This window comes from Alkalilacustris brevis, assembly GCF_003350345.1.
Taxonomy (GTDB): Bacteria; Pseudomonadota; Alphaproteobacteria; order Rhodobacterales; family Rhodobacteraceae; genus Alkalilacustris; species Alkalilacustris brevis.
The window spans coordinates 1-23,654 of record NZ_QNVJ01000098.1 but is presented as its reverse complement, the minus strand read 5'-3'; the positions used below and the strand labels follow the sequence as shown (position 1 = coordinate 23,654).

The following is a 23,654-nucleotide window of genomic DNA, read 5'->3' as shown; positions in this document are numbered from 1 at the left end:
CAGCGATGAGCGAAACAAAGGCCGTGGCGGATCTGGGCGAGGACGAGGCGCGGGCGGAACTTGCGCGGCTGGCAAAGGCCATCTCTGCCGCGGACAAGGCCTATCACCGTGCTGACGCGCCCGAGATTTCCGATGCCGAATATGACGCGCTCAAGGTCCGCAATGCCGCGATCGAGGCGCGCTTTCCCCATCTCAAGCGCCCCGACAGCCCCAGTGAGCGTGTGGGCGCCGCCCCGGTGGAGGGGTTCGGCAAGGTCCGGCACGAGATGCCGATGCTGTCGCTTTCCAATGCGTTCGACGCCGCCGATGTCGAGGATTTCGTGGCCGGCATTCGCCGCTATCTGAACCTTGGCCCCGAGGCGCCGCTGGCCTTCACCGCCGAGCCCAAGATCGACGGGCTTTCGCTGAGCCTGCGTTATGAGAAGGGCCGGCTTGTGCGGGCCGCCACGCGCGGCGATGGCGAGGTGGGCGAGGATGTAACCGCGAATGCCCGCACGATTGGCGACATTCCCGCGAAACTGAGCGGCGCGCCCGACCTGCTCGAGGTGCGTGGCGAGGTCTACATGAGCCACGCCGATTTTGCCGCGCTGAACGAACGGCAGGAAAGGGCGGGGGGCAAGACCTTCGCCAACCCGCGCAACGCCGCCGCCGGGTCGCTGCGCCAGCTTGACCCGGAAATCACCCGCGCGCGCCCGCTGCGCTTTTTCGCCTATGGCTGGGGCGCGCTGTCAGAGCCGCTGGCCGACACGCAGAGCGGCGCCATCGAGCGGCTGTCGGCCCTGGGCTTTCCCGCCAACCCGCTGACGCGGCGTTGCGACCGACTTGACGAGATGCTTGCACTCTACCGCGAGGTCGAACAGCGCCGCGCGACGCTGGGCTACGACATCGACGGGGTGGTCTACAAGATCGACGATCTCGCGCTTCAGGCGCGGCTTGGCTTTCGCTCCACCACGCCGCGCTGGGCGCTGGCGCATAAATTCCCCGCCGAACTGGCCTGGACGCGGCTGGAGGGCATCGACATCCAGGTGGGGCGCACCGGCGCGCTGTCACCGGTGGCGCGGCTCACGCCGGTCACGGTGGGCGGTGTGGTGGTGTCGAACGCGACGCTCCACAACGAGGATTACATCGCCGGGCGGGACGCGCGCGGCAACCCGATCCGCGAGGGCAAGGATATCCGCGTGGGCGACTGGGTGCAGGTCTACCGCGCGGGCGACGTGATCCCCAAGGTGGCCGATGTGGACCTGTCGAAGCGCCCGGCTGATGCCCAGCCCTATCAATTCCCCGAAAAATGCCCCGAATGTGGCTCGGACGCGGTGCGCGAGCCGGGCGATGCGGTGCGGCGCTGTTCGGGCGGGCTGATCTGCCCGGCGCAGGCGGTCGAGCGGCTCAAGCATTTCGTCAGCCGCGCGGCGTTCGACATCGAGGGGCTGGGCGCAAAACAGGTCGAATCCTTCTGGCGCGACGGCTGGATCAGGGAGCCCGCCGATATCTTCACACTTGAGGAACGCTACGGCCCGGGCCAGCCCCGCCAACTCAGGAATCGCGAGGGCTGGGGCGAGAAATCCGCCGCCAACCTCTTTGCCGCGATCCGCGAATGCCGGCGCATCCCGCTCAGGCGGCTGATCTTCGCGCTGGGTATCCGCCATGTGGGCGAGGCCGCCGCCGGGCTGCTGGCGCGCCACTATGGCACATGGGGGGCGTTCGAGGCGGCGATGACCCATGCGCGGATCGATGAAGGCCCGGAATGGGACGACCTGCTCAGCATCGATGGCGTGGGCGCGGTGATGGCCACCTCGCTGATCACCGCCTTTCATCAGGAGGCCGAGCGCGCCTCGATCGACCGGCTGGTGGCGCTGCTGGAGGTGGAAGAGGCCGAAACCCGCGCGCCGGCCACCAGCCCCGTGGCGGGCAAGACCGTCGTTTTCACCGGCACGCTGGAAAAGATGACCCGCGCCGAGGCCAAGGCCCGCGCCGAGGCGCTGGGGGCCAAGGTTTCCGGCTCGGTTTCCGCCAAGACCGATCTGCTGGTCGCCGGGCCGGGGGCGGGATCGAAGGCTAAGAAGGCTGCCGAACTGGGCATCGAGACGATCGACGAAGACGCCTGGCTGCGCCTCATCGAGGGGGCCTGAGCGCGGTGGCCGGCCGCCCCGAAATCCTGTTTCCGCTGTTCGCGGAGATCGAGACCCTTCCGGGCGTCGGCCCGCGCGTCGCGCGCAGCCTTGCCGGGCTGGGGGTGGAGCGGCCGCGCGATCTGCTGTTCACCCTGCCGCATTCCGGGGTGGATCGGCGCCGCCGGGCCTCGATCCGCGAAATCACGCCGCCGGCTGTTGCCACGGTCGAGGTGGTGGTGGGCCAGCACATGCCCGCCAGCGGGCGCGGGCGCCCCTACCGCGTCCAGGTGCGCGACGCGCAGACCGAGTTTCTGTTGGTCTTCTTTCACGCCCGGGCGGAGTATCTGAAAAACCTGCTGCCCACGGGTCAGCGGCGCATCGTGTCGGGGCGGGTGGAGCTGTTCGACGGGGTGGCGCAGATGGTGCATCCCGAACATGTGCTGCGCCCGGAAGAGGCAGGCGATCTGCCCGCCTTCGAGCCGGTCTATCCGCTGACGGCCGGAGTTACGCAGCGGGTGATGCAAAAAGCGGCCGCTGCGGCGCTGACCCGCGCACCCGAGTTGCCCGAGTGGATCGACCCGGCGCTCAAGGCGCGCGAGGGCTGGCCCGACTGGCGCGCCGCGCTCGACCAGGCCCATGCGCCCGAAAGTGCGGCGGCGCTGGCGCCCACGCATCCGGCGCGGCAGCGCTTGGCTTACGATGAACTCGTGGCGCACCAGTTGACACTTGCGCTGGCGCGGGCCGAGCGGCGCAAGCAGCGTGGCCGTCCCAGCAAGGGCGACGGGCGGCTGCGCGCGCGAGTGCTGGCGGCACTGCCCTATGCACCGACCGGCGCGCAGACCCGCGCCGTGGCCGAGATCACCGCCGACATGGCCGCCGAGACGCGGATGAACCGGCTGCTTCAGGGCGATGTGGGGGCGGGCAAGACGCTGGTGGCGCTGCTGTCGCTATTGGCGGCGGTCGAATCGGGCGGGCAGGGGGTGATGATGGCCCCCACCGAGATCCTCGCACGCCAGCATTATCATGCGCTGGCCCCGCTGGCCGAGGCTGCCGGGGTGCGGCTGGCGCTGCTGACCGGGCGCGACAAGGGGCGCGAACGCGCCGATCTGCTGGCGGCGCTGGAAGCGGGCGAGATCGACATTCTGGTGGGCACCCATGCGGTGTTTCAAAAAGGGGTCGAATTCGCCGATCTGCGCCTTGCCGTGATCGACGAGCAGCACCGGTTCGGCGTGGCGCAGCGCATGGCGCTGGGGGCCAAGGGGCAGCGCCCCGACATCCTGGTGATGACCGCCACGCCGATCCCGCGCAGCCTGGCACTGGCGCATTATGGCGACATGGATGTTTCCGTGCTGGATGAAAAGCCGCCGGGCCGCACGCCGGTGCGCACCGCGCTGGTGTCGGCCGCGCGCATGGACGAGGTGGTCGCGCATCTGGCGCAGGCGCTTGAAGAGGGACGTCAGGCCTATTGGGTCTGCCCGCTGGTCGAGGAAAGCGAGGCCGTCGATCTGACCGCCGCCGAGGAACGCTTTCGCCACTTGCGCGCGGCACTGGGCGAGGGGCGCGTGGGGCTGGTGCATGGCCAGATGCCGCCCTCCGAGAAGGACGCCGCCATGGCCGCCTTCGTCGCGGGGGAGACGCGCGTGCTGGTCGCCACCACGGTGATCGAGGTGGGCGTGGATGTGCCTGAGGCGTCGATCATGGTGATCGAGCGCGCCGAGATATTCGGGCTGGCGCAATTGCACCAGCTGCGCGGGCGCGTGGGGCGCGGGGCGGCGGCCTCGACCTGCCTGTTGATGTATCGCCCGCCGCTGGGCGAGACGGCGGCGCGGCGGCTCAAGGTGCTGCGCGACACCGATGACGGCTTTCGCATCGCCGAGGAGGATCTGGCGATCCGCGGCGCGGGCGATCTGATCGGCACCGCGCAATCGGGGCTGCCGCGCTTTCGCGTCGCCGATCTGGAACGGCAGGCGGCGCTGATGGCGCTGGCGCAGTCGGATGCGCGGCGGCTGCTCAACGATGACCCCGGCCTGAAAACCCCGCGCGGAGAAGCGGCGCGTATCCTGCTTTGGCTGATGGAGCAGGACAAGGCAATCCGGCTGCTCGGGGTCGGATGATCGCCTGATGTTCCCTTTTGTTCTCTTTAAGTTCTTGACGTGTCGCGCCATGTATGAGAACAAAGAGACAACACGGGAAACAGGCGAGGTGCCCCATGCTGTACGAACTCAAAGCCACGTTCCGCCGCAGCGCGCCGACTTTGGCGCAGGATATGGCCGGTGTGGCCGCGCTGGTCGTTCTGCTTCTTGGGGCGCTTCATCTGCCGCTCGTTTTCTGACCTGCCTCGCAGTCTGGCGTGACGCGCGATCTGCCCGGCCTTTCCCTGCCGGGCGCGTCTGTCCTGCCCGCAGCTTTTCCGGTTGCCGCCTGCCTTGCGTGGTGCCGGGGTCGCCAGACCTGCAACTGCCGCCGCCCCTTTTTCGAGGGTGCGGCGGTTTTTTATGTGGCGGAGCATTAACAGGTTGCTGAAAAAGGCATCTGAGGTATGTGAAAACGGAAAGCTGTTCCGCGCCACGCCCGCCCCTCCCCCAGGGAGGGCGCTTTGGCGGTGCCGCGCATCTTATTGATGGCATTGATGCTTTTGAGGGCATCGCGCAGAACAGGTGTCGCCAAGCGCCCACCCAGGGTCGGGCGCGGCCCTCAACTCCCGGGTGCGATGTCGGGTCAAGGAACAGCTTTCCGTTTCCGCGTTGCAAACGGCAGCTTGGGCGGCTTGATCAGCCGCCCGTCAAGACGTATTGCGTTGAAGTGGACTCGTCCAGTTCCAGCCAGGGGGGTATGTGCCCGCCCGAGGGGCGCGCGGACGCGCCCGCCGTCACGCCAAAGGTGTGCCCATGCTACAGCGGGGTGGGCGCGGAGGCCCCGGCCTCGCGTGACCCTCATGATGCGGGAGAACTGCCCGCACGGCCTGTCCAGCGGGCGTGAACCCGGTTCAGAACCATTGCCCCGGCTCCATCAGGCCCAGTTCCATGAGCTGCCGCGATGTCCAGTCGAACGGCACCGAGCCGGACCAGTGGAAACGCGTGACCTCGTCGGCCGATCCGGGGTTGGCCCTGAGCGCCTTGGCGGTGCGGAAGGAGGCCGTCGCCGCGCTCAGGTTATGGTGCCAGGGGCAGGCGTAAGTGTTCATCTCTTCGTCGTTGAGGCGATGATCTTCCAGCAGGCGCAGTCCAGGCCGGGCGCGAAACAGCGCGACCCGGTCGATGCGGCGGCTTGCCGCGGGGATATGCTGCTCGAAGCGCCAGCGGATGCCGCCGTGGAAATCCAGCTGCCGCTCGCGCGGGTGCCCGGTTGCGGGGTCGCGCCGGGCCTCGGCGAAATAGCCCATCGCGTCGAGATGGGCACCTTCGAGACTGACACCCGATGGCGCCGCCGCCAGATCCCCCGGATAAAGATCGACAACGAAGGTCAGCATCGCCTCGCGCCGTTCCTCGGCGTGAAAAGCCAGCATCTCGCCCACCGACCGGGACTCGCAGAAAGGGTGGAACAGATATTCGGCGTTGAAGCCATAATGCAGCCATTGCCCCGGCGCCGCCTCGATCACCCGGTTGACGGCCCCTGTCACCGCACCGGCGGCGCGCACCTGATGGCGCAGCACCACCACCCTGTCGGCGGCCCCATCGGGGATTGCCAGGTCCAGCCCCTCGGGCACGAAGGCCAGAACGGTGGCGAAACCGCGCGCCAGAAGATGGCGCAGCGAGCTTTCCACCTCGATCGAATCCTCGACGAAGAACAGCGCGACCGGCCCGCGCGCAAGATGCCCCGTCCGCCGCTGCAGGAAGCTTTCCAGATCGTCATGTTGCATCGCGGTTTCCGACCCTCGCCGCCCTGTGCGGCCCTGTGGCATGTCGCTTCCGCGTCCGAACATTGGCCAGACGCGGCGGCATTGCAAGCCTTCGCGGCGCGCGCTTAGTGGCGTGGCGCGGGGTCGGGCCGTAGTATCTCCTGATAGCGTGCCCGCGTTTGATCGGTTTCATTCTAATCCGAACAGAGGGCATGCGGTCGCCCGAGGTGGGCGCGAATGCGCCCGCCTTGGGGGCGGGCGGGCGCATGCCCGGGCCGCAAGCAGCCCGGGCAGAAGGCAACCGACCATACGCACCATATCCTAGCCGGGCTGCACGGGGCGCCAGCCTTTCAGCCGGTTGCGAAACCAGGTGCGCTGGCGTTTGGCGTATTGCCGGGTGGCCGTCTTGGCCTGGGCGATGGCCGCGTCCAGCGGGATTTCGCCGTGCAGATGCGCGACCAGTTCGGCGGCGCCTATGGCCCGCGACGAGGGGTGCGCCGGGGTCCAGCGGGGCAATTGGGCGCGCACCTCTTCCAGCGCCCCGGCGGCCATCATGGCCTCGAAGCGTCGGTCGATGCGCCGGGCCAGCCAGGCCGGATCGGGGGTGAACAGCAGCCGCTCGGCCGTGCCGGCGGGCAGCAGCGGCGGCGGCGTTTCGGCCTGAAAGGCGGCCAGGCCCCGGCCGGTGGCGCGCAAGACCTCCCAGGCGCGCATCACGCGGGCGGGGTTCTGCGTATCGGTCCGGGCACGGGTTTCGGGGTCCAGTTCGGCGGCCAGCGCCTGTGCGCCCTCGCGGTTCAGCCGCGCCTGCGCCTCGGCGCGGATCTCGGGCGGGGTTGCGGGTATCTCGGCCAGCCCTTCGGTGAGTGCTGTGAAATAAAGCCCGGTGCCGCCGGTGACGATCAGCCGCCGGCCGCCTTGCAGCAGGTCTGCGACCTCGCGCAGCCAGTGCCCCACCGAATAGGGCGCGTCGCAGGCGACATGGCCGTAAAGCCGGTGCGGCGCGCGCGCCATGTCCTCGGGCGTGGGGCGCGCCGTGAGGATGCGCCAACACTCATAGACCTGCAGCGCATCGGCATTGACCACGATGCCGCCCGCAGCTTCGGCGATCGCCAGCGCCAGCGCCGACTTGCCCGAGGCCGTCGGCCCCGCGATCAGCACATGCTGCCCCGGCGCCAGCGTGCGGGCAAAGGCGCGCGCGGCCTCGGCGCTGTCGCCCAGCGGGGCTGCATCTGCGTCATTGGCCGGCTGCCGGGGGGCAGGGCGTTTCATTGGCGGGCCTCCTGCGCGGTTCTTCGTTGAACCCTGCGCGGTTTTGGGACATTTTCCGCCGCGGGAAAACCCTGTCATGGGGGACCGGGCAAAAAGGCCCGGAGAATCGGACATAATCACAATCAGCCAGGATGGGGTTGGCAGCCAATGACAGAGACAGAGGGACAGGAGCCGAAGGCCGCCTATCGCCGCGTTCTGCTCAAGATTTCGGGCGAGGCGCTGATGGGGCCGCAAGGCTACGGGCTGCACCCGCCCACGGTGGCGCGCATCGCCTCCGAGGTGAAGGCGGTTCACGACATGGGTGTCGAGATCTGCATGGTGATCGGCGGCGGCAACATCTTTCGCGGGCTTCAGGGCAGCGCGCAGGGGATGGAACGCACCACGGCCGATTACATGGGAATGCTGGCCACGGTGATGAACGCGTTGGCGATGCAGGCCGCGCTGGAGGCCGAGGATATCCACACCCGCGTGATCACCGCCATCCGGATGGATGAAATCGCCGAGCCCTATATTCGCCGCCGCGCGGTGCGCCACCTTGAGAAAAAGCGCGTCTGCATTTTTGCCGCGGGCACCGGCAATCCATATTTCACCACCGACACGGCAGCGACGCTGCGCGCCAATGAAATGGCTTGCGAGGCAATCTTCAAGGGCACCAAGGTGGACGGGATCTATGACAAGGATCCGATGACCAACCCGGATGCCAAGCGCTATGACGATGTTACCTATGACGAGGTGCTGCAAAAGAACCTCAAGGTCATGGATGCCTCGGCGATTGCCCTGGCGCGCGACAACGGGCTGCCGATCATCGTCTTCTCGCTGGACGAGCCGGGCGGCTTTTGCGGCATCCTGCGCGGCGAGGGGCGCGCGACGCGCGTGCATGGCTGAGACGGTTTCTTTATGAAGCCATTACCCTTATAGGGAATGGTAAAACGGGGCAGGGGCCGCCCGCGCCAGGGGGCGGAGCCGAGAGGTGAGCGACATGTCAGACGAAATCGAAATCGACATCGACGATATTGAGCGCCGCATGGATGGCGCGATGGCCGCGCTGCGGCAGGAATTTGCATCGCTGCGCACGGGGCGGGCCTCGGCCTCCATGCTCGAACCCGTGCAGGTCGATGCCTATGGCGCGATGACGCCGATCAACCAGGTCGGCACCGTCAACGTGCCCGAGCCACGCATGGTCACCGTCAATGTCTGGGACAAGGGGCTTGTCGGTAAGGTCGAGCGTGCGATCCGCGATTCGGGGCTGGGCATCAACCCGGTGGTCGACGGCACGATCATCCGCCTGCCGATCCCCGAGTTGAACGAGGAACGCCGCCGCGAGCTTAGCAAGGTCGCCGCGCAATATGCCGAACACGCCCGCGTGGCGGTGCGCAACGTGCGCCGCGACGGGATGGACCAGCTCAAGAAAGCCAAGGCCGCCGGAATGAGCGAGGACGACCACAAGATCTGGGCCGACGAGGTGCAGGAACTGACCGATCGCAAGATCGCCGCGATCGACAAGGCGCTGGACGACAAGCAAGCCGAAATCATGCAGATCTGAGCATGCGGCCCGCGGCACCTGCAATATGCCCGGACGCTGGAAGGAAAGGCTTTGGCCGCCAAGGATACCGATACCGCCGAGGGGCTGCATGTTGCCATCATCATGGATGGCAACGGGCGCTGGGCCAGTCAGCGCGGCTGGCCCCGGCTGTTCGGACATCGCCGCGGCGCCGAGCGGGCCAAGCAGATTGTCGAGGCCTGCCCGGATCTCGGCGTCAGCCATGTCACGCTCTATGCGTTTTCGACCGAGAACTGGAAACGCTCCACCGAAGAGGTGATCGGCCTCATGTCGCTTATGGGCAGGGTGATCCGGCGCGAGGCCGTGACCCTTCAGGCCGAAGGCGTGCGGATGCGTTTCATCGGCGACCGGGCGCCGCTGGATGCGCGCATGCGAAACCTGATGAAATGGATCGAGCGGACCTCGCAGGAAAACACGCGGCTCAACCTGACCGTGGCGCTGAACTATGGCGGGCGCGACGAGATCCTGCGCGCCGCGCGCGCCCTGGCGCAGGACGTGGCCGCCGGGACACTGGCACCCGAGGCGATTGACGAGGCGCAGCTTGCGGCGCGGCTCGACACCGCCGGGCTGCCCGACCCGGACCTGGTGATCCGCACCAGCGGCGAGACGCGCGTTTCCAATTTCCTGCTCTGGCAGTCGGCCTATACCGAATACGAGTTCACCCCCACGCTCTGGCCTGATTTCACCCCCGAGGAGTTCAGCGGCATTCTCGACCGTTTCCGCAGCCGCGAGCGCCGTTTCGGAAAGGCCAGCACATGACCGGGGCGGGGCAGGCGCTGTTTGGCGATCTGGGGCTGCGCATCGGGTCGGCGCTGGTGATGGCCGTGATCGGCGTGGCGGCGGCCTGGGCGGGGGGGCTGTGGTTCGCGCTGCTTGTCGCGCTGGTCACGGCCGCCATGCTGTGGGAGATGCTGACCATGCTTGGCCCCGCGCCCGAGGCGCGCGCGGCGCGGCTGGCGCTGGCGGCCGGCGGCGGGGCCATGGTGACGGCGGGCAGCCTGCTGCTGGCGCCCTGGATGGTGCTGCCGATCCTGCTGCTACCCGCGGTGGTCGCGGGCATGATCCTGCCGCGGCTGCGTCAGGCGGGCGCGGGGTATGCGCTGCTGATCTGCCTGGCGGCGCATGCGCTGATCGTGCTGCGGATCGAGTATGGCCTGCCGTGGCTGCTCTGGCTGGTGCTGCTGGTGGTCGGCTCGGATATGGCGGGCTATTTCGCCGGACGCATTCTGGGCGGGCCGAAGTTCTGGCCGCGCATCAGCCCCAAGAAGACCTGGTCGGGCACTGTTGCGGGCTGGCTGGCGGGGCTGGCCATCGGGGCCGCGTTTCTCGGGCCGCTGGGGGTGGGGGCGGGGCTTATGGTTCTGTCGCTGCTGGTGGTAATGGCCGGGCAGTTGGGCGACATCGCCGAAAGCGCGCTCAAGCGCCGTGTCGGTGTGAAGGACAGCTCCAACCTGATCCCCGGCCATGGCGGGGTGCTTGACCGTTTCGATGCGCTGATCGCGGCGGCGGCGCTGTTTCTTCTGGTGGCGCGCTTCGGATTGGCGGCGCCGGGTGCATACTGACATGCGGAAAGTCTCCATTTTTGGCGCGACCGGGTCGATCGGTGTGAGCACTGTCGATCTGCTTGCACGTCAGGGCGGCGCGGCGGCGTTCGAGGTGGTCGCGCTGACCGGCGGGCGCAATGTTGCGCTGCTGGCCGAGCAGGCGCGCACGTTGCGTGCGCAGATCGCCGTCACCGCGCATGAGGATTGTCTGAACGATCTGCGCATCGCACTGGCGGGCAGCGGGGTGGAGGCCGCCGCCGGGCAGTCCGCGCTGATCGAGGCCGCCGACCGGCCCGCCGACTGGGTGATGTCGGCCATTGTGGGCGCGGCTGGGCTGGCGCCGGGGTTTCGGGCGTTGCGTCACGGCGGCACGCTGGCGCTGGCCAACAAGGAAAGCCTGGTTGCCGCCGGGCCGCTGCTGCTGTCCGAGGCCGCGCGCCACGGCGCCACGATCCTGCCGGTGGACAGCGAGCATTCGGCGATCTTCCAGGCGCTGGTGGGCGAAGACATCGCCACGGTCGAGCGGGTGATCCTGACCGCTTCGGGCGGTCCTTTCCGCGACTGGCCCGCCGAGCGCCTGGCCCGCGCAACCCTGGCCGAGGCCGTGGCGCACCCCAACTGGGCGATGGGGCAGCGCATTTCCATCGACAGCGCAAGCATGTTCAACAAGGCGCTGGAACTAATTGAAACACGGGAGTATTTCGGCATCGCGCCCGAACGGATCGAAGTGCTGGTGCATCCGCAATCGGTGGTTCATGCGCTGGTGGGCTTTGCCGACGGGGCGCTGATGGCGCATCTGGGTGTGGCCGATATGCGCCATGCGATCGGCTATGCGCTCAACTGGCCGGCGCGGCGCGAAACGCCGGTGGCGCGGCTCGATCTTGCCGCACTCGGGCAGCTCAGTTTCATGGCGCCCGATCCGGTGCGCTTTCCCGCGTTGCGGCTGGCGCGCGAGGTGATGGAGACCCGCGGCGGGGCGGGCGCGGCCTTCAACGCCGCCAAGGAGATCGCGCTGGACCATTTCATCGCCGGGCGGCTGGGATTTGCGGCAATGGCCGGGGCGGTCGAGGAAACGCTTGCGCGGCTGAACGCGCGCGGCGATCTCACAATTGCCCCATCCAGCCTTGATCAGGTGCTGGAAATAGACCATCTCGCCCGGGTGACTGCGGGCGAGGTGATCGCCGGGGCAGGTGCGACAATGACAGGCAAAGCAGGCGGGAAGAGGGTGTAACGGGTGGATATTTTCGGGCTGATTCCCTCTTTTGGCGGGCTGTTCTTCACGCTGCTGGCCTTTGTGGTCGCTTTGTCGATCATCGTCGCGGTGCATGAATACGGCCATTACATCGTCGGCCGCTGGTCGGGGATACATGCCGATGTGTTCTCGATCGGGTTTGGGCCTGTGCTGTTCTCGCGGCAGGACCGGCACGGCACGCGCTGGCAGATAGCGGCGCTGCCGCTGGGAGGCTATGTCAAGTTCGCCGGCGATTCCGACGCGGCCTCCTCGGGCAAGGATGACGACGCGTTCGAAGAGATGAGCGAGGCCGAGCGCCGCCGCACCATGCATGGCGCGCCGCTTTGGGCGCGTTCGGCCACGGTGGCGGCGGGGCCGCTCTTCAACTTTGTGCTGTCGATTCTTGTTTTTGCCGGGTTCTACCTGGCGTCGGGCGTGCCCACCGACCGCCCCGTGGTGGGCGAAATCACCCCCTTGCCGGTGCAGCAGCAGGAATTGCGGTCCGGCGACCGTATCCTTTCCGTCGGCGGCGAGCCGACCCCCGATAACGCCGCCTTCTTTGCCGCGATCGACGGTCTGGAACCCGCGCCGCAGGTCAGCTATCGCGTGGCGCGCAACGGTGACGAGCGCGAGGTTGTCGGCCCATACCCGCTGCCGCCGCTTGCCGCCTCGGTGCAGCCGCAATCGGCCGCGCGCGACGCCGGGCTGCAGCAGGGCGACGTGGTTCTGGCCGTCAACGGCACGCCGATCTACAGCTTCAACGAGCTGCGCGATCAGGTTGGCGCCTATGACGGGGCGCCGCTGCTGCTGGATATCTGGCGTGCGGGCGAACAGCTGGAGGTGGAGCTGGAGCCGCGCCGGATGGACCTGCCGCTGCCCGAAGGCGGGTTCGAGACCCGCTGGCTGATCGGGATCTCGGGCGGGCTGTTCTTCGAGGTCGAAACCCGCCGCCCCGGCCTGGGCGAGGCCGCGATGCTGGGGGTCAGCCAGACCGGATTCATCATCCAGACCAGTCTTTCGGGACTCTACCACATGATCACCGGCGCGATCAGCTCGTGCAACCTGCGCGGCCCGATCGGCATTGCCGAGACCTCGGGCGCGATGGCGGCCGACGGGCTTTCCAGCTTCATCTGGTTCATCGCGGTGCTGTCCACCGCCATCGGGCTGCTCAACCTGTTTCCGGTGCCGGTGCTCGATGGCGGGCATCTGGTGTTTCACGCCTATGAGGCCGTGGCAGGCAAACCGCCAAGCGACCGCGCCTTGCGCATTCTCATGGCGGTGGGGCTGGCGCTGATCCTGACACTGATGGTCTTTGCGCTGACGAACGACCTGTTCTGCCCTTGACGGATCGTCACGGGGGCATCGCAGCTTTGCCAAAATCGCGCCACATTCTGCCTTTATCCAGCGGCTTGACCGATTATTCTAAGCCCGGAGCAGGGGGAAACGACCATGCAGACGTTGCAAGCAGGCTATCGCGGGCTGTCGCTGCTGATCGACATCAACTGGGACCGGATTTTCTATATCGGTACGCTCGTCGTCGGGTTGCTGGCGGGGGCGTTCCTGGGGTCGGTCCTCACCTCGATCTGAACCGGGCAGGTTTGGCCAGTCCAGGTATCCGGCAACAGCCCAGAAAAGCTGAATCTCATGCTTTTCGGGCAGGGCGGCGGGCACGGAGCCCGGCCGCCGTTTCGAGTTGTCCACAGAACATTGCGGAAATCGGCCTGCCGGGCCGCGCAGGGCTTTTGACATCAGCCCCCCAAGCCGCTACTCAGGAACAAATATAAATACGGCGGAACAGGACGGCGACATGCGCGAATTGGTCGGACTTCACGCGGCGCGCGGGCGCGGCACAGGCACTGTGCCCGCAACGCTCATGACATGGTTTATTGCCATTATATCAGTGATTTATCTGATGTTCCCTGTGCCTGCCGAGGCGCAGCAATATCAGTTCAGTGCGATCAACATCTCGGGCAATGAGCGCGTCGAGTCGGCCACCATCGCCAGCTATGCGGGAATCGCGCCGGGTCAGACCGTCAGCATGGGCGAGCTGAACGCCGCCTTTCAGCGGGTGCAGAACTCCGGCCTGTTCGAGGAAGTGAATTTCGAGCCGGCCGGGCGCACCCTGAATATCCAGGTGCGCGAATGGCCCACCATCAACGTGATCAATTTCGAGGGTAACCGGCGCCTGAACGACGAGCAGCTTGCCTCGGTCGTGCAGTCGCAGCCGCGCCGGGTCTATTCGCCCAGTGTCGCCGAGGCCGACGCCGCCGCCATCACGGATCTTTACGCGCAGTCCGGCCGCGTTGCCGCCGAGGTGACGCCGCGCATCATCCGCCGGTCGAACAACCGCGTCGATCTGGTCTTTGCGATGCGCGAAGGCAATGTGGTCGAGGTCGAGCGGCTGTCCTTCGTGGGCAACCGTACCTATTCCGATTTCCGCCTGCGCCAGGTGCTTGAAACCAAGCAGGCGGGGCTGCTGCGCACCTTTGTCCAGCGCGACACCTTCCTGGAAGAGCGGATCGAACTCGACAAGCAACTGCTGAACGATTTCTACCAGGCGCGCGGGTTCATCGATTTCGAGGTGCTCAACGTGACCTCGGAACTGGCGCAGGAGCGTGATGCCTTCTTCATCACCTTCACCATTCGCGAGGGGCAGTCCTATCGCGTGGGCAGCGTCGATCTGGTCAGCGAGATCGAGGGAGTCGATACCGCCGATTTCGAGCGCGAGCTGCGCCTGCGCCCCGGTGTGACCTTCTCGCCCACCATCATCGAGACCAACATCGCCCGGCTTGAGCGCGTGGCCAACCAGAAGGGGCTGCGCTTTGCCCGGATCGAGCCGCGGTTCGAGCGCAACGACCGCGAGCAGATTCTCGATGTGACCTTCGCGATCGTCGAGGGCGAGCGCATCTTCGTCGAACGCATCGACATCCAGGGCAACACCACCACGCTTGACCGCGTAGTGCGGCGCCAGTTCCGCATTGTCGAGGGCGACCCGCTGAACCCGCGCGAAATCCGCGAGGCGGCGGAACGCATTCGCGCGCTCGGCTATTTCTCGGACGTGAATGTCGAGGGGCGCCAGGGCTCGGCCGAGGATCAGGTGGTGGTCGATGTCGACCTGGAAGAAACGACCACCGGCTCGCTGGGCTTCGGCGTGAGCTATGCCATCAACGAAGGCATCGGCTTCAGCATCAACTTCTCCGAGCGCAACTTCCTGGGTCGCGGCCAGCAGCTCGACCTGATGCTCAACACCTCGCGCGATGAACGGCAGTTCAACTTCAACTTCGTCGAGCCGGCCTTCCTGGACCGTGACCTGCGCGCTGGGCTGTCCTTTGTCTATCGCACCACCGATACCGAGCTGGACCGCGATTTCAACACCAAGACAATCGCCATCAGCCCGAGCCTGGGCTTCCCGCTGACCGAGTTTTCGCGGCTGAACCTGCGCTACACCTTCACGCGCGACGAGATCAGGGATGTGGACGGAGGCACCTCGCAAATCATCAAGGACGAGGCTGGCAAGGCGACGACCAGCGCCTTTGGTTACACCTACACCTATGACACGCGCGGCAGCGATCTGAACCCGACCTTCGGCTACCTCGTGCGCTTCGACCAGGAGCTTGCCGGGTTCGGTGGTGACCGCCGTTTCGTCAAGACCACCGCGCTTGGCTCGGTCGAGCGGCGCATCATGAACGAGGATGTGACCCTGCGCGCCGAACTTGAAGGCGGCGCGTTGCACATGCTCAGCGGCGACAGCCGCGTGACCGAGCGCTTCTTCATGGGAGACCGGATGCGCGGCTTCCGCCCCACGGGGATCGGGCCGCGGGATAGGGAAGCTGATAATCGCGATGCCCTGGGCGGCAACATGTTTGCCGTGGCGCGGTTCGAGGCCGATTTCCCCATCGGACTGCCCGAGGAATACGGGATCTCCGGCGGGCTGTTCTTCGATGTCGGGACGGTTTGGGGGCTGGACAATCGAAATGGTGGCCCAACAGGTACTGATCCTGTCGATGACAGCCTCCACTGGCGTGCCGCTGTGGGTTTCTCGATCTTCTGGGATACGCCCATCGGGCCCTTGCGCTTCAACTTCTCGAATCCGGTGCGCAAGCTGGAATACGACCGCAAGCAGAACTTTGACCTGACGATCTCGACGCGGTTCTGATGCACGGGAAACGGGGGTTCGCGTTGGCGGCGGCCCTGGCTGCCGCCGTTGCGCCCGCCGGGCTTCGGGCGCAATTGCCCGACGGGCCGTTCCCTCTGGGCGAGCAAGCGCAACCCGAACGTCCGCAAAGCCCGGTTCTGACGCTGGATCAGGAACGCTTATTCGAGGAATCGGCCTTCGGTGTGCGGGTGTTCGACCAGCTTGAGGCCGCATCGCGCGCGCTTGCTGCCGAGAACCGGCGCCTGGAAGAGCAACTCTCTGCCGAAGAACGCACTCTGACCGAAGAACGCCCGCTGCTTCCGCCCGAAGAGTTTCGCGCGCTTGCCGATGATTTCGACCAGATGGTGCAGCAGATCCGGCGCGAGCAGGAAGCCAAGAGCGTGGCCCTGGCCCAGTTCCGCGATGCCGAGCGGCAGCGTTTTTTCGAACTTGCGCTGCCGGTGCTTTCGCAGATCGTGCTCGAGGCCGGCGCGGTGGCAGTGCTGGACAACCGCGCGATCTTTCTCGTCGCCGCCCCCATCGACATGACCGATGAAGCCATCGAGCGGATCGATGACACGATCGGCACTGCCCGCGACGGCGCCCCCGACGAATTGCTGCCGCAGATCGATCTGCCGCCCGACGATGCCCAGCCATCCCAGCCGCCGGCACCGGCCCTGCCGCCCGAAGGCGGCCCGCCGCTGGAGTTGCCCAACCCGGCCGATCCGGACTGAGCCACCCGCCGCGGGTGTATCCGGCCCCTCTGCAGGGGAATCGCATTTGAGAGACCCCTGCATAACCCGGCCCGCGAAAAGGCCCGAGGGAAGCGCCTGCCGGGGGGCAGGCCGGCGCTGCCCGGCGTTGCCGCCGGGCGGGCCGTCTGCCAAGGTGCCGTGTCATCCAGAAGCCTTTGATCTCCTTTCGACGTGCTTAGATTCCAAATGCGATAGCCCCGGGCCCCTCTGCGCCCCGCCTTGTCAGCGGGGGGGCGAGTTGCTACTCCAACAGACGGACATCGGCGCCCGCCGTGCGATTTCCGGGGCTTGGGCAGAAACCGACAAGGAGACAACATGATTGACGCGGCACCCGCCTGGGCCGAAACGACCGAGGCAGATATTCATCTGATCCAGCGGATTATCCCGCATCGCTATCCGTTTCTGCTGATCGACAAGGTCAACCGGATCGAACTGGCCAGGGCCGCCACCGGCGTCAAGAACGTCACCTTCAACGAGCCGCATTTCCAGGGGCATTTTCCCGGCGCCCCGATCATGCCCGGCGTGACCATCATCGAGGCCATGGCCCAGACCTCGGCGGTGCTGGTGGGGCTGACGCTCGACCTGGTCGACAAAGAGCCGCTGGTCTATTTCATGGCGATCGAGAAGGCCAAGTTCCGCCGCAAGGTGGTGCCGGGCGACGTGCTCGAGCTTCATGTCACCGTGAAGCGCGGCAGCAGCCGCGTGTGGAAGTTCGAAGGCGTGGCCCGGGTGGGCGACGAGGTCGCCGCCGAGGCCGAGTTCACCGCCATGATCGACCTGAGCAAAGGCTGATCGCCCGTGGCCATTGACCCTTCTGCCCATATTCATTCCGCCGCGCTGGTCGAGGAAGGCGCCGAGATCGGCCCCGGCTGCCGCATCGGCCCCTTTGCCGTGATCGGCGCGCATGTGCGGCTTGGCACCCGTGTCGAGGTGAAAAGCCACGCGGTGGTCACGGGCCGCACCGAGATCGGCGAAGACAGCGTGATCTTTCCCTTTGCCTGCGTGGGCGAGGTGCCGCAGGATCTGAAATACCGCGGCGAGCCGACGCGGCTGGTGGTGGGGGCGCGCACCCGCATCCGCGAAGGAGCCACGCTGAGCATCGGCACCGAGGGCGGCGGCGGCGTCACCCGCGTGGGCGATGACTGTCTGTTGATGACCGGCGCGCATGTCGGCCATGATGCGCAGATCGGCAACGGCGTGATCCTGGCCAATCAGGCTGCCATCGCCGGGCATTGCATCCTCGAGGACGAGGTCATCATCGGCGGGCTTTCCGGTGTGCACCAGTTCGTGCGGATCGGGCGCGGTGCGATCATCGGCGCGGTGACGATGGTCACGCATGATGTGATCCCCTTCGGTCTGGTGCAGGGGCCGCGCGGGCAGCTTGACGGCCTGAACCTGGTGGGGCTGAAGCGGCGCGGCCTGGACCGGGCCGAGATCAGCGCCCTGCGCGCGGCCTACGGCCAGCTTGCCGTGGGCGAGGGCGCCTTGCAGGATCGCGCCGCCCAGATCGCCGCTGAATCCGACAGCCCGCTGGTGCGCGAGATGGTGGGCTTCATCCTGGCCCAGTCCGACCGATCGTTTCTGAAGCCGCAGTAAGGGGGCAGCCATGGGCACGAGTGCCGTCGAGGCGCAGCCTGAGGGGCGCATCGCCATAATCGGCGGGCAGGGGCGGCTGCCGATGATTCTGGCGCGTGCCTTGCAAGACGCGGGCGAGGCACCGCTGCTGGCCGAAATGCAGGGATTTCCCATCGAGGGCGCGGAAGAGGCCGAGATCACGCGCTTTCGCGTCGAGCGTCTGGCGCTTTTTCTTGACCATCTGCACGAGGCGGGGGTGCGCCGTGTCGTCTTTGCCGGGGCGATGCGTCGCCCGCGTCTTGAGCCGGAATTGTTCGATCCGCGCAGCGCCCAGCTTGTGCCGCAGCTTGTCGCGGCAATGCAGGGCGGCGATGACGCGCTGCTGCGCGCGGTGGTCGCGCTGTTTCAGGAGGATGGCTTTGCCGTGGTGGGCGCCGATCAGGTCGCACCGGCGCTGCTGCCCGCGCCGGGCGTGCTGGGCGCGGTGGCGCCGGGGCCGGAGGATGAGCGCGACACCGAACGCGCCGCCGAAGTAGTTGCGGCGCTCGGCGCGGTCGATGTGGGGCAGGGCGCGGTGGTGGCGCAGGGGCTCTGCCTTGCGGTCGAGGCCCTGCCGGGCACCGATCACATGCTCGACGTGGTCGCGCAACTGCCACGCGGCGACGGCCCCCGGGGCGGGGTGTTCTACAAGGCGCCCAAGCCGGGGCAGGAACGCCGCATCGACCTGCCTGCGCTGGGGCCGGGCACGGTGGAACGGGCGGCGCGCGCGGGTCTTTCCGGGGTTGCCTTCGAGGCCGGCGGCGTGCTGCTCATCGACCGCGACGAGATGATCGCGGCGGCCGATGCGGCGGGGCTGTTCCTGTGGTCGCGCGCGCCATGAAGCTTTTCGTCATCGCCGGCGAGCCTTCGGGCGATGCACTTGGCGCGGCGCTGATGCAGGGGCTGGCGCAGCTTGCGCCCGAGCCAGTGGAATTTTTGGGGATCGGCGGGCCGCAGATGCAGGCCGAGGGGCTGCAAAGCTTGTTTCCGATGGAAGAGCTTTCAGTCATGGGCCTGGCCGAGGTGCTGCCGCGCTATTTCGACCTGCGTCGCCGGATAGACCAGGCGGCGCAAGCGGTGCTCTCCAGCCGCGCCGAGGCGCTGATCACCATCGACAGCCCCGATTTCTGCCTGCGGGTCGCGCGCAAGGTGCGGGCGCGCAATCCGGGCCTGCGCACCATCCACTATGTCGCGCCCTCAGTCTGGGCCTGGCGCGCGGGGCGCGCGGCGAAGATGGCCAGGGTGATCGACCATGTGCTGGCGATTCTGCCCTTCGAGCCGCCGTATATGCAGGCCGCGGGCATGAGTTGCGATTTCGTGGGCCACCCGGTGGCAAGCCAGCCGGTGGCCGATGCGGGCGCGGCGCAGGCCTTTCGCGCGCGCCATGCGATCGCCGCGCAGGCGCCGCTGCTGCTGGCGCTGCCCGGCTCGCGCGCGGGGGAGTTGGCGCGCCTTGGCCCGGTGTTCGGCGAGGTCTTGCAACAGATGGTGGCCGCGCAGCCCGATCTGCGCGTCGTGCTGCCCACGGTGCGCGGCGTGGCCGATACGGCGCGTGCGCTGGCCACGCGCTGGCCGGGCGCGCCGGTGGTGCTGGACCCCGCAGAAAGCGACGCGGACGAAAAACGCGCGGCCTTCGCCGCCGCCGACCTGGCGCTTGCGGCCTCGGGCACGGTTTCTCTGGAACTGGCCGCAAGCGGCACGCCGATGGTGATCGCCTATGACATGAACCCGCTGACGCGATTCATCGTGGCGCGGATGTTGCGGGTCGATACCGTAACGCTGGTAAACCTGGTCAGCGAAACCCGCGCGGTGCCCGAATTCCTCGGCCCCCGCTGCCGGGCCGAACTGATCGTGCCGGCCCTGCGCGCGCTGATGCAGGACGGCCCCGAGCGCGCCACGCAGTTGGATGCCATGGCGCGCACGATGGAGCGGCTGGGTCGCGGCGGCCCGCCGCCGGGGCTGCGTGCGGCGGCGTCGGTACTCAGGGTGCTTGGCAGGAAGCCTGCCGGCGTGTCACACTGACCCTACGGGCACAGGAAGCCCGCGCGCGCAACTGCTTCACGCCATTGCAGGGAAAGGAATACTTCATGCAACGCTGTCTGGCCGCCGCCGCCGCGATTCTCGCCATCGCATCCGGTTCCGCCGCTTTCGCTTATGAAGCCGGGAAAGCCGACGAGCTTCTGCCCGCCGATCTGGAACGTGGCGAGGCCGGATACGCCGCCGATTGCGCCGAATGCCATGCCTCGGCGGCGCGGATCACCCGCCGTGTGCCGGGCGACGATGACGAGGCGCGCGCCGAGTGGCTTGAAGAGTTCCTGCCCGAGCATTTCGCGCCGGATGCGCAGGTGCGCCGCGACATCATCGCCTATATGCTGGCGCAGTAGATCTTGCTGGTGGGCCGCTGCTGCGGCCCATCTCAGCGCAGCGCGAAGGCCAGCGCTGCCAGCCCCACCGCCAGCCCTACCATGCGGAAGCGGGTAAGTATCTGGCGGTCCTTGATCGAGCCTGCCTCGTCATCATAGTCGAAACGCTCGTAATGGATCGCCGCCAGCGGCAGGCCCATCTGGTGCAGTGTGTCGGTCACGCTGGTCGTCATGCCGCCGGGGCCGCAGATCATCGTGGCGCAGCGTTCGGGTGGAGTGTCGCCCAGGGCCGCGCGTAGATGGGCCCCGGTGATCGGTCCCTGGCCCACACCCTCGGCACCGCCGGGCTTGTCTGCCAGATAGGTGGCCTTCCCGCCGATGGCCTGCAGGGGCGGGTCCAGCAGCGCCCGGTCCAGCAACGCGGCGCTGTCGCGGGCGGCATAGATCAGGTGCACGGGGCGCGTCTCGCGCCGCGCTTGCATGTCTTCCAGCAGGCCGACCATCGGCGCGATGCCCACGCCGCCGGCGATCAGGATAATGCGTTCGGCCCCCGCCAAGGCATCGGGGGTGAAGCTTCCGTGCGGAGCGTCGATTCCCACGCGGCGGCCCTCGGGCAGGTCGCCCACCGTGTCGGTGAAATCGCCCGCCTCCTGAATGAGAAAGCGCAGCCGCGTGCCGTCTTGCGGGCCAGAGGCGATGGAAAACGGATGGTCGAAGTAAACCGGCATCCGCCCTCCAGTGGCCGCCAGCCAGCCGAACTGCCCGGCGCGGAATTCCAGCGGGCGGCTCGTGGCGCTTTCGACGGTGATTTCCCAAAGCCTGTCAGCCCGCGCGCGCACCTTTGCGATGCGCCAGTCATGGCGGTGCAGGCTGATCGCCTTGCGCAGATAGACCGACAGCATCGGCACCACCACAGCGACCGCCAGCGCCGGCCAGAACAGCCGCATCATGCCCTCGGAGGCGTAGAAACCATGCTTGAGCGCGTGAAACACCGTCAGCCCCACGAGCGCCAGCGCCAGAACCGCATGGCTGGCGCGCCAGACCTCATAGCGCAGACCCAGCCGCTCGCGCCCAAGTGCCGTGCCGATCAGCAAGCCCATCACCACCAGCGCCGCGACCCCGTCCCACAGGTTGGGCGCGCTGAGCATCCGCCACAGCCGCCTGATCGCGACCAGCGGGTCGCTCGGGTCAACCGGGGCGGCCAGCAGGACAGGGTGCAACAGCACCAGCACCAGCCCCACAGGCGCCGCCCATTTGTGAAACCCCATCGTCACGTCGATGCCGATGCGGCCTGACAGGCGCTTGAACCGGCCGCTGCTGACCAGTTGCAGCAAAAGCAGCGTGCCGCCGGCGATGCCGGTGGCGGCGGCGGCCTCGGTCCAGAAATCGATCGGTTCATCGGCCATGCCCGCCAGCACCAGCGGCAGCGCGATCACCGCGATGAACAGCAGTGCCAGCGCCCAGGCGGGCAAGGCAAAAGGAGGCTTGGAAGAATTATTTGCCATTTCTGATGCTTGCCTCTTTTCGGTCTTGGCGGCGCGTGGTGTCACGGTGCCAGCATAGGCGCTCAGAAATCGAATCGCACGCCCTGTGCCAGCGGCAGTTCGTCCGAATAGTTGATGGTGTTGGTGGCGCGGCGCATATAGCCCTTCCACGCGTCCGAGCCGCTCTCGCGCCCGCCGCCGGTTTCCTTCTCGCCGCCAAAGGCACCGCCGATCTCGGCGCCGGAAGGGCCGATATTGACATTGACGATCCCGCAATCGGCGCCCGCCGCGGAAAGGTAGGTTTCCGCCTCGCGCAGGTCGCGGGTGAACAGGCTGGCGGAAAGCCCCTGCGGCACGCCGTTCTGCAGGGCGATGGCGGTTTCGAAATCCTCGTAGCCCATCACATGCAGGATCGGGGCGAAGGTTTCCTCGCGCACGATGTCTGTTTGCGCCGGCATTTCGGTAATGGCGGGGGCGGCATAAGCGCCGCCCTCGGGCACGCCCTTGGTGACGGCCTCGCCGCCATGCACCGTGCCGCCCTCGGCGCGGGCACGCTGCAGCGCGGCCTGCATCTGCTCAAGCGCGGCGTAGTCGATCAGCGGCCCCACCAGCGTGCCGGGCGCGCGCGGGTCGCCCACGGGCAGGCTGGCATAGGCCTTGACCAGTCGCGCGGTCAGATCTTCGCGCAGGCTTTCATGCACGATCAGCCGGCGCAGCGAGGTGCAGCGCTGCCCCGCCGTGCCCACCGCCGAGAAGACGATGGCCCGCAGCGCCATGTCCAGATCGGCCGAGGGGGCCACGATCATCGCGTTGTTGCCGCCCAGTTCCAGGATCGAGCGGCCAAAGCGCGCCGCGACTCTGGGCGCGACGATCCGGCCCATGCGCGTTGAGCCGGTGGCCGAGATCAGCGCCATCTCGGGGGCCTCGACAAGCGCGGCGCCCAGATCGGCCCCGCCGATCACAAGTTGCACCAGCCCCTCGGGCGCGTCCGGCCCGAACCGTTCCAGCGCGCGGCCAAGGATCTTCATGCAGGCCATCGCGGTGAGGGGCGATTTTTCCGAAGGCTTCCAGATCACCGGATCGCCACACACCAGCGCCAGCGCCGTGTTCCACGACCAGACCGCGACGGGGAAGTTGAACGCGGTGATCACGCCCGCCGGCCCCAGCGGATGCCAGGTTTCCATCATCCGGTGACCGGGGCGCTCGGAGGCGATGGTCAGCCCGTACAGCTGGCGCGACAGGCCCACGGCGAAATCGCAGATGTCGATCATCTCCTGCACTTCGCCAAGACCCTCAGAGGTGATCTTGCCCGCCTCCAGCGTCACCAGCGCGCCCAGTTCGGCCTTGGCGGCGCGCAGCTCCTCGCCGAACAGCCGCACCAGCTCGCCCCGGCGGGGCGGCGGGACGCTGCGCCAGGCGTTGAAGGCGGCAGTGGCGCGGGTGATGATTTCGGGCAGATCGGCGGGGCGGGTCTGGCGCAATCGGGCCAGTTCGGCCCCGTCAATGGGCGAGCGCGCGGGCAGGTCCCCGCCGGTGAGTTCCGCCGGATCAAATCCGCAGGCGGCAAGGGTGTCGGCGTGCTGCATGGCTGTTCCTTTCCGGTCGGGCAGGGAGGGTTTTCCGTGCAGCATAGCGCCGGAAAGGGGCGAAGGGCTAGGTGTTCGCCACCTGAGAACTCACTCCCACTGCCCTTCCATCGCGGCTTTGCCCGCATGGATGACATTGCGAGACCCGCTTTGCGAGGCG

At 67.6% G+C, this 23,654-nt stretch carries 21 protein-coding genes; 17 read left to right on the top strand and 4 right to left on the bottom strand.

Going from position 1 to position 23,654, the window contains the following annotated elements:
• The first annotated feature begins 5 nt into the window (after positions 1–5).
• The 3 genes from ligA (at position 6) to DQ229_RS16935 (ending at position 4,443) form a co-directional block, all read left to right on the top strand.
• On the top strand, positions 6–2,129 hold the full coding sequence (gene ligA, locus DQ229_RS15595; protein WP_114967193.1) for an NAD-dependent DNA ligase LigA: 2,124 nt from the start codon (positions 6–8) through the stop codon (positions 2,127–2,129).
• 5 nt (positions 2,130–2,134) lie between these two features.
• A complete protein-coding gene (gene recG / locus DQ229_RS15590) occupies positions 2,135–4,225 on the top strand; it encodes an ATP-dependent DNA helicase RecG (protein WP_114967192.1) in 2,091 nt (696 codons plus the stop codon).
• A gap of 95 nt (positions 4,226–4,320) precedes the next feature.
• Complete coding sequence (locus DQ229_RS16935) at positions 4,321–4,443, top strand: hypothetical protein (RefSeq protein ID WP_274378856.1); 123 nt, start codon at positions 4,321–4,323, stop codon at positions 4,441–4,443.
• 654 nt (positions 4,444–5,097) lie between these two features.
• Here DQ229_RS16935 and DQ229_RS15585 read toward each other — a convergent pair.
• Both DQ229_RS15585 and miaA read right to left on the bottom strand, forming a co-directional pair.
• Positions 5,098–5,970, bottom strand: a complete 873-nt coding sequence (locus tag DQ229_RS15585) for a hypothetical protein (protein WP_114967200.1) — start codon at positions 5,968–5,970, stop codon at positions 5,098–5,100.
• Positions 5,971–6,270: 300 nt separating this feature from the next.
• Positions 6,271–7,221, bottom strand: a complete 951-nt coding sequence (gene miaA / locus DQ229_RS15580) for a tRNA (adenosine(37)-N6)-dimethylallyltransferase MiaA (RefSeq protein ID WP_114967191.1) — start codon at positions 7,219–7,221, stop codon at positions 6,271–6,273.
• Positions 7,222–7,368: 147 nt separating this feature from the next.
• Here miaA and pyrH point away from each other — a divergent pair, with 147 nt between their 5' ends.
• The 14 genes from pyrH (at position 7,369) to DQ229_RS15515 (ending at position 20,445) form a co-directional block, all read left to right on the top strand.
• Complete coding sequence (pyrH, locus tag DQ229_RS15575; RefSeq protein ID WP_114967190.1) at positions 7,369–8,106, top strand: UMP kinase; 738 nt, start codon at positions 7,369–7,371, stop codon at positions 8,104–8,106.
• 94 nt (positions 8,107–8,200) lie between these two features.
• Positions 8,201–8,764, top strand: a complete 564-nt coding sequence (gene frr, locus DQ229_RS15570; RefSeq protein ID WP_114967189.1) for a ribosome recycling factor — start codon at positions 8,201–8,203, stop codon at positions 8,762–8,764.
• A gap of 51 nt (positions 8,765–8,815) precedes the next feature.
• Positions 8,816–9,541: a polyprenyl diphosphate synthase gene (gene uppS, locus DQ229_RS15565; protein WP_274378855.1), complete on the top strand. Its 726-nt coding sequence runs from the start codon at positions 8,816–8,818 to the stop codon at positions 9,539–9,541.
• Entirely contained in the window at positions 9,538–10,344 is an 807-nt protein-coding gene (locus tag DQ229_RS15560; RefSeq protein WP_114967188.1) for a phosphatidate cytidylyltransferase, read from the top strand. Before uppS ends, DQ229_RS15560 begins: the two co-directional genes overlap by 4 nt.
• A 1-nt stretch (position 10,345) precedes the next feature.
• Complete coding sequence (gene dxr / locus DQ229_RS15555; RefSeq protein ID WP_114967187.1) at positions 10,346–11,557, top strand: 1-deoxy-D-xylulose-5-phosphate reductoisomerase; 1,212 nt, start codon at positions 10,346–10,348, stop codon at positions 11,555–11,557.
• A gap of 3 nt (positions 11,558–11,560) precedes the next feature.
• A complete protein-coding gene (rseP, locus tag DQ229_RS15550; protein WP_114967186.1) occupies positions 11,561–12,901 on the top strand; it encodes an RIP metalloprotease RseP in 1,341 nt (446 codons plus the stop codon).
• Between the two features lie 105 nt (positions 12,902–13,006).
• Positions 13,007–13,144, top strand: coding sequence for a hypothetical protein (locus tag DQ229_RS16665; RefSeq protein ID WP_202909596.1), 138 nt, complete (start codon positions 13,007–13,009; stop codon positions 13,142–13,144).
• 325 nt (positions 13,145–13,469) lie between these two features.
• Positions 13,470–15,713: an outer membrane protein assembly factor BamA gene (bamA, locus tag DQ229_RS15545; protein WP_238381145.1), complete on the top strand. Its 2,244-nt coding sequence runs from the start codon at positions 13,470–13,472 to the stop codon at positions 15,711–15,713.
• Positions 15,713–16,426, top strand: a complete 714-nt coding sequence (locus DQ229_RS15540; RefSeq protein ID WP_114967184.1) for an OmpH/Skp family outer membrane protein — start codon at positions 15,713–15,715, stop codon at positions 16,424–16,426. The genes bamA and DQ229_RS15540 overlap by 1 nt, the downstream gene beginning before the upstream one ends.
• 336 nt (positions 16,427–16,762) lie before the next feature.
• Positions 16,763–17,239, top strand: coding sequence for a 3-hydroxyacyl-ACP dehydratase FabZ (gene fabZ / locus DQ229_RS15535; protein ID WP_114967183.1), 477 nt, complete (start codon positions 16,763–16,765; stop codon positions 17,237–17,239).
• 6 nt (positions 17,240–17,245) lie between these two features.
• On the top strand, positions 17,246–18,043 hold the full coding sequence (lpxA, locus tag DQ229_RS15530) for an acyl-ACP--UDP-N-acetylglucosamine O-acyltransferase (RefSeq protein WP_114967182.1): 798 nt from the start codon (positions 17,246–17,248) through the stop codon (positions 18,041–18,043).
• A gap of 10 nt (positions 18,044–18,053) precedes the next feature.
• On the top strand, positions 18,054–18,902 hold the full coding sequence (locus DQ229_RS15525) for an LpxI family protein (RefSeq protein WP_114967181.1): 849 nt from the start codon (positions 18,054–18,056) through the stop codon (positions 18,900–18,902).
• Positions 18,899–20,083, top strand: coding sequence for a lipid-A-disaccharide synthase (lpxB, locus tag DQ229_RS15520; RefSeq protein WP_114967198.1), 1,185 nt, complete (start codon positions 18,899–18,901; stop codon positions 20,081–20,083). Before DQ229_RS15525 ends, lpxB begins: the two co-directional genes overlap by 4 nt.
• Positions 20,084–20,148: 65 nt before the next feature.
• Positions 20,149–20,445, top strand: a complete 297-nt coding sequence (locus DQ229_RS15515; protein ID WP_114967180.1) for a hypothetical protein — start codon at positions 20,149–20,151, stop codon at positions 20,443–20,445.
• A gap of 32 nt (positions 20,446–20,477) precedes the next feature.
• Here DQ229_RS15515 and DQ229_RS15510 read toward each other — a convergent pair whose 3' ends face one another.
• A complete protein-coding gene (locus DQ229_RS15510) occupies positions 20,478–21,896 on the bottom strand; it encodes a ferredoxin reductase family protein (protein WP_238381143.1) in 1,419 nt (472 codons plus the stop codon).
• 95 nt (positions 21,897–21,991) lie between these two features.
• Positions 21,992–23,494, bottom strand: coding sequence for an L-piperidine-6-carboxylate dehydrogenase (gene amaB, locus DQ229_RS15505; protein ID WP_114967178.1), 1,503 nt, complete (start codon positions 23,492–23,494; stop codon positions 21,992–21,994).
• Positions 23,495–23,654: the final 160 nt, after the last annotated feature.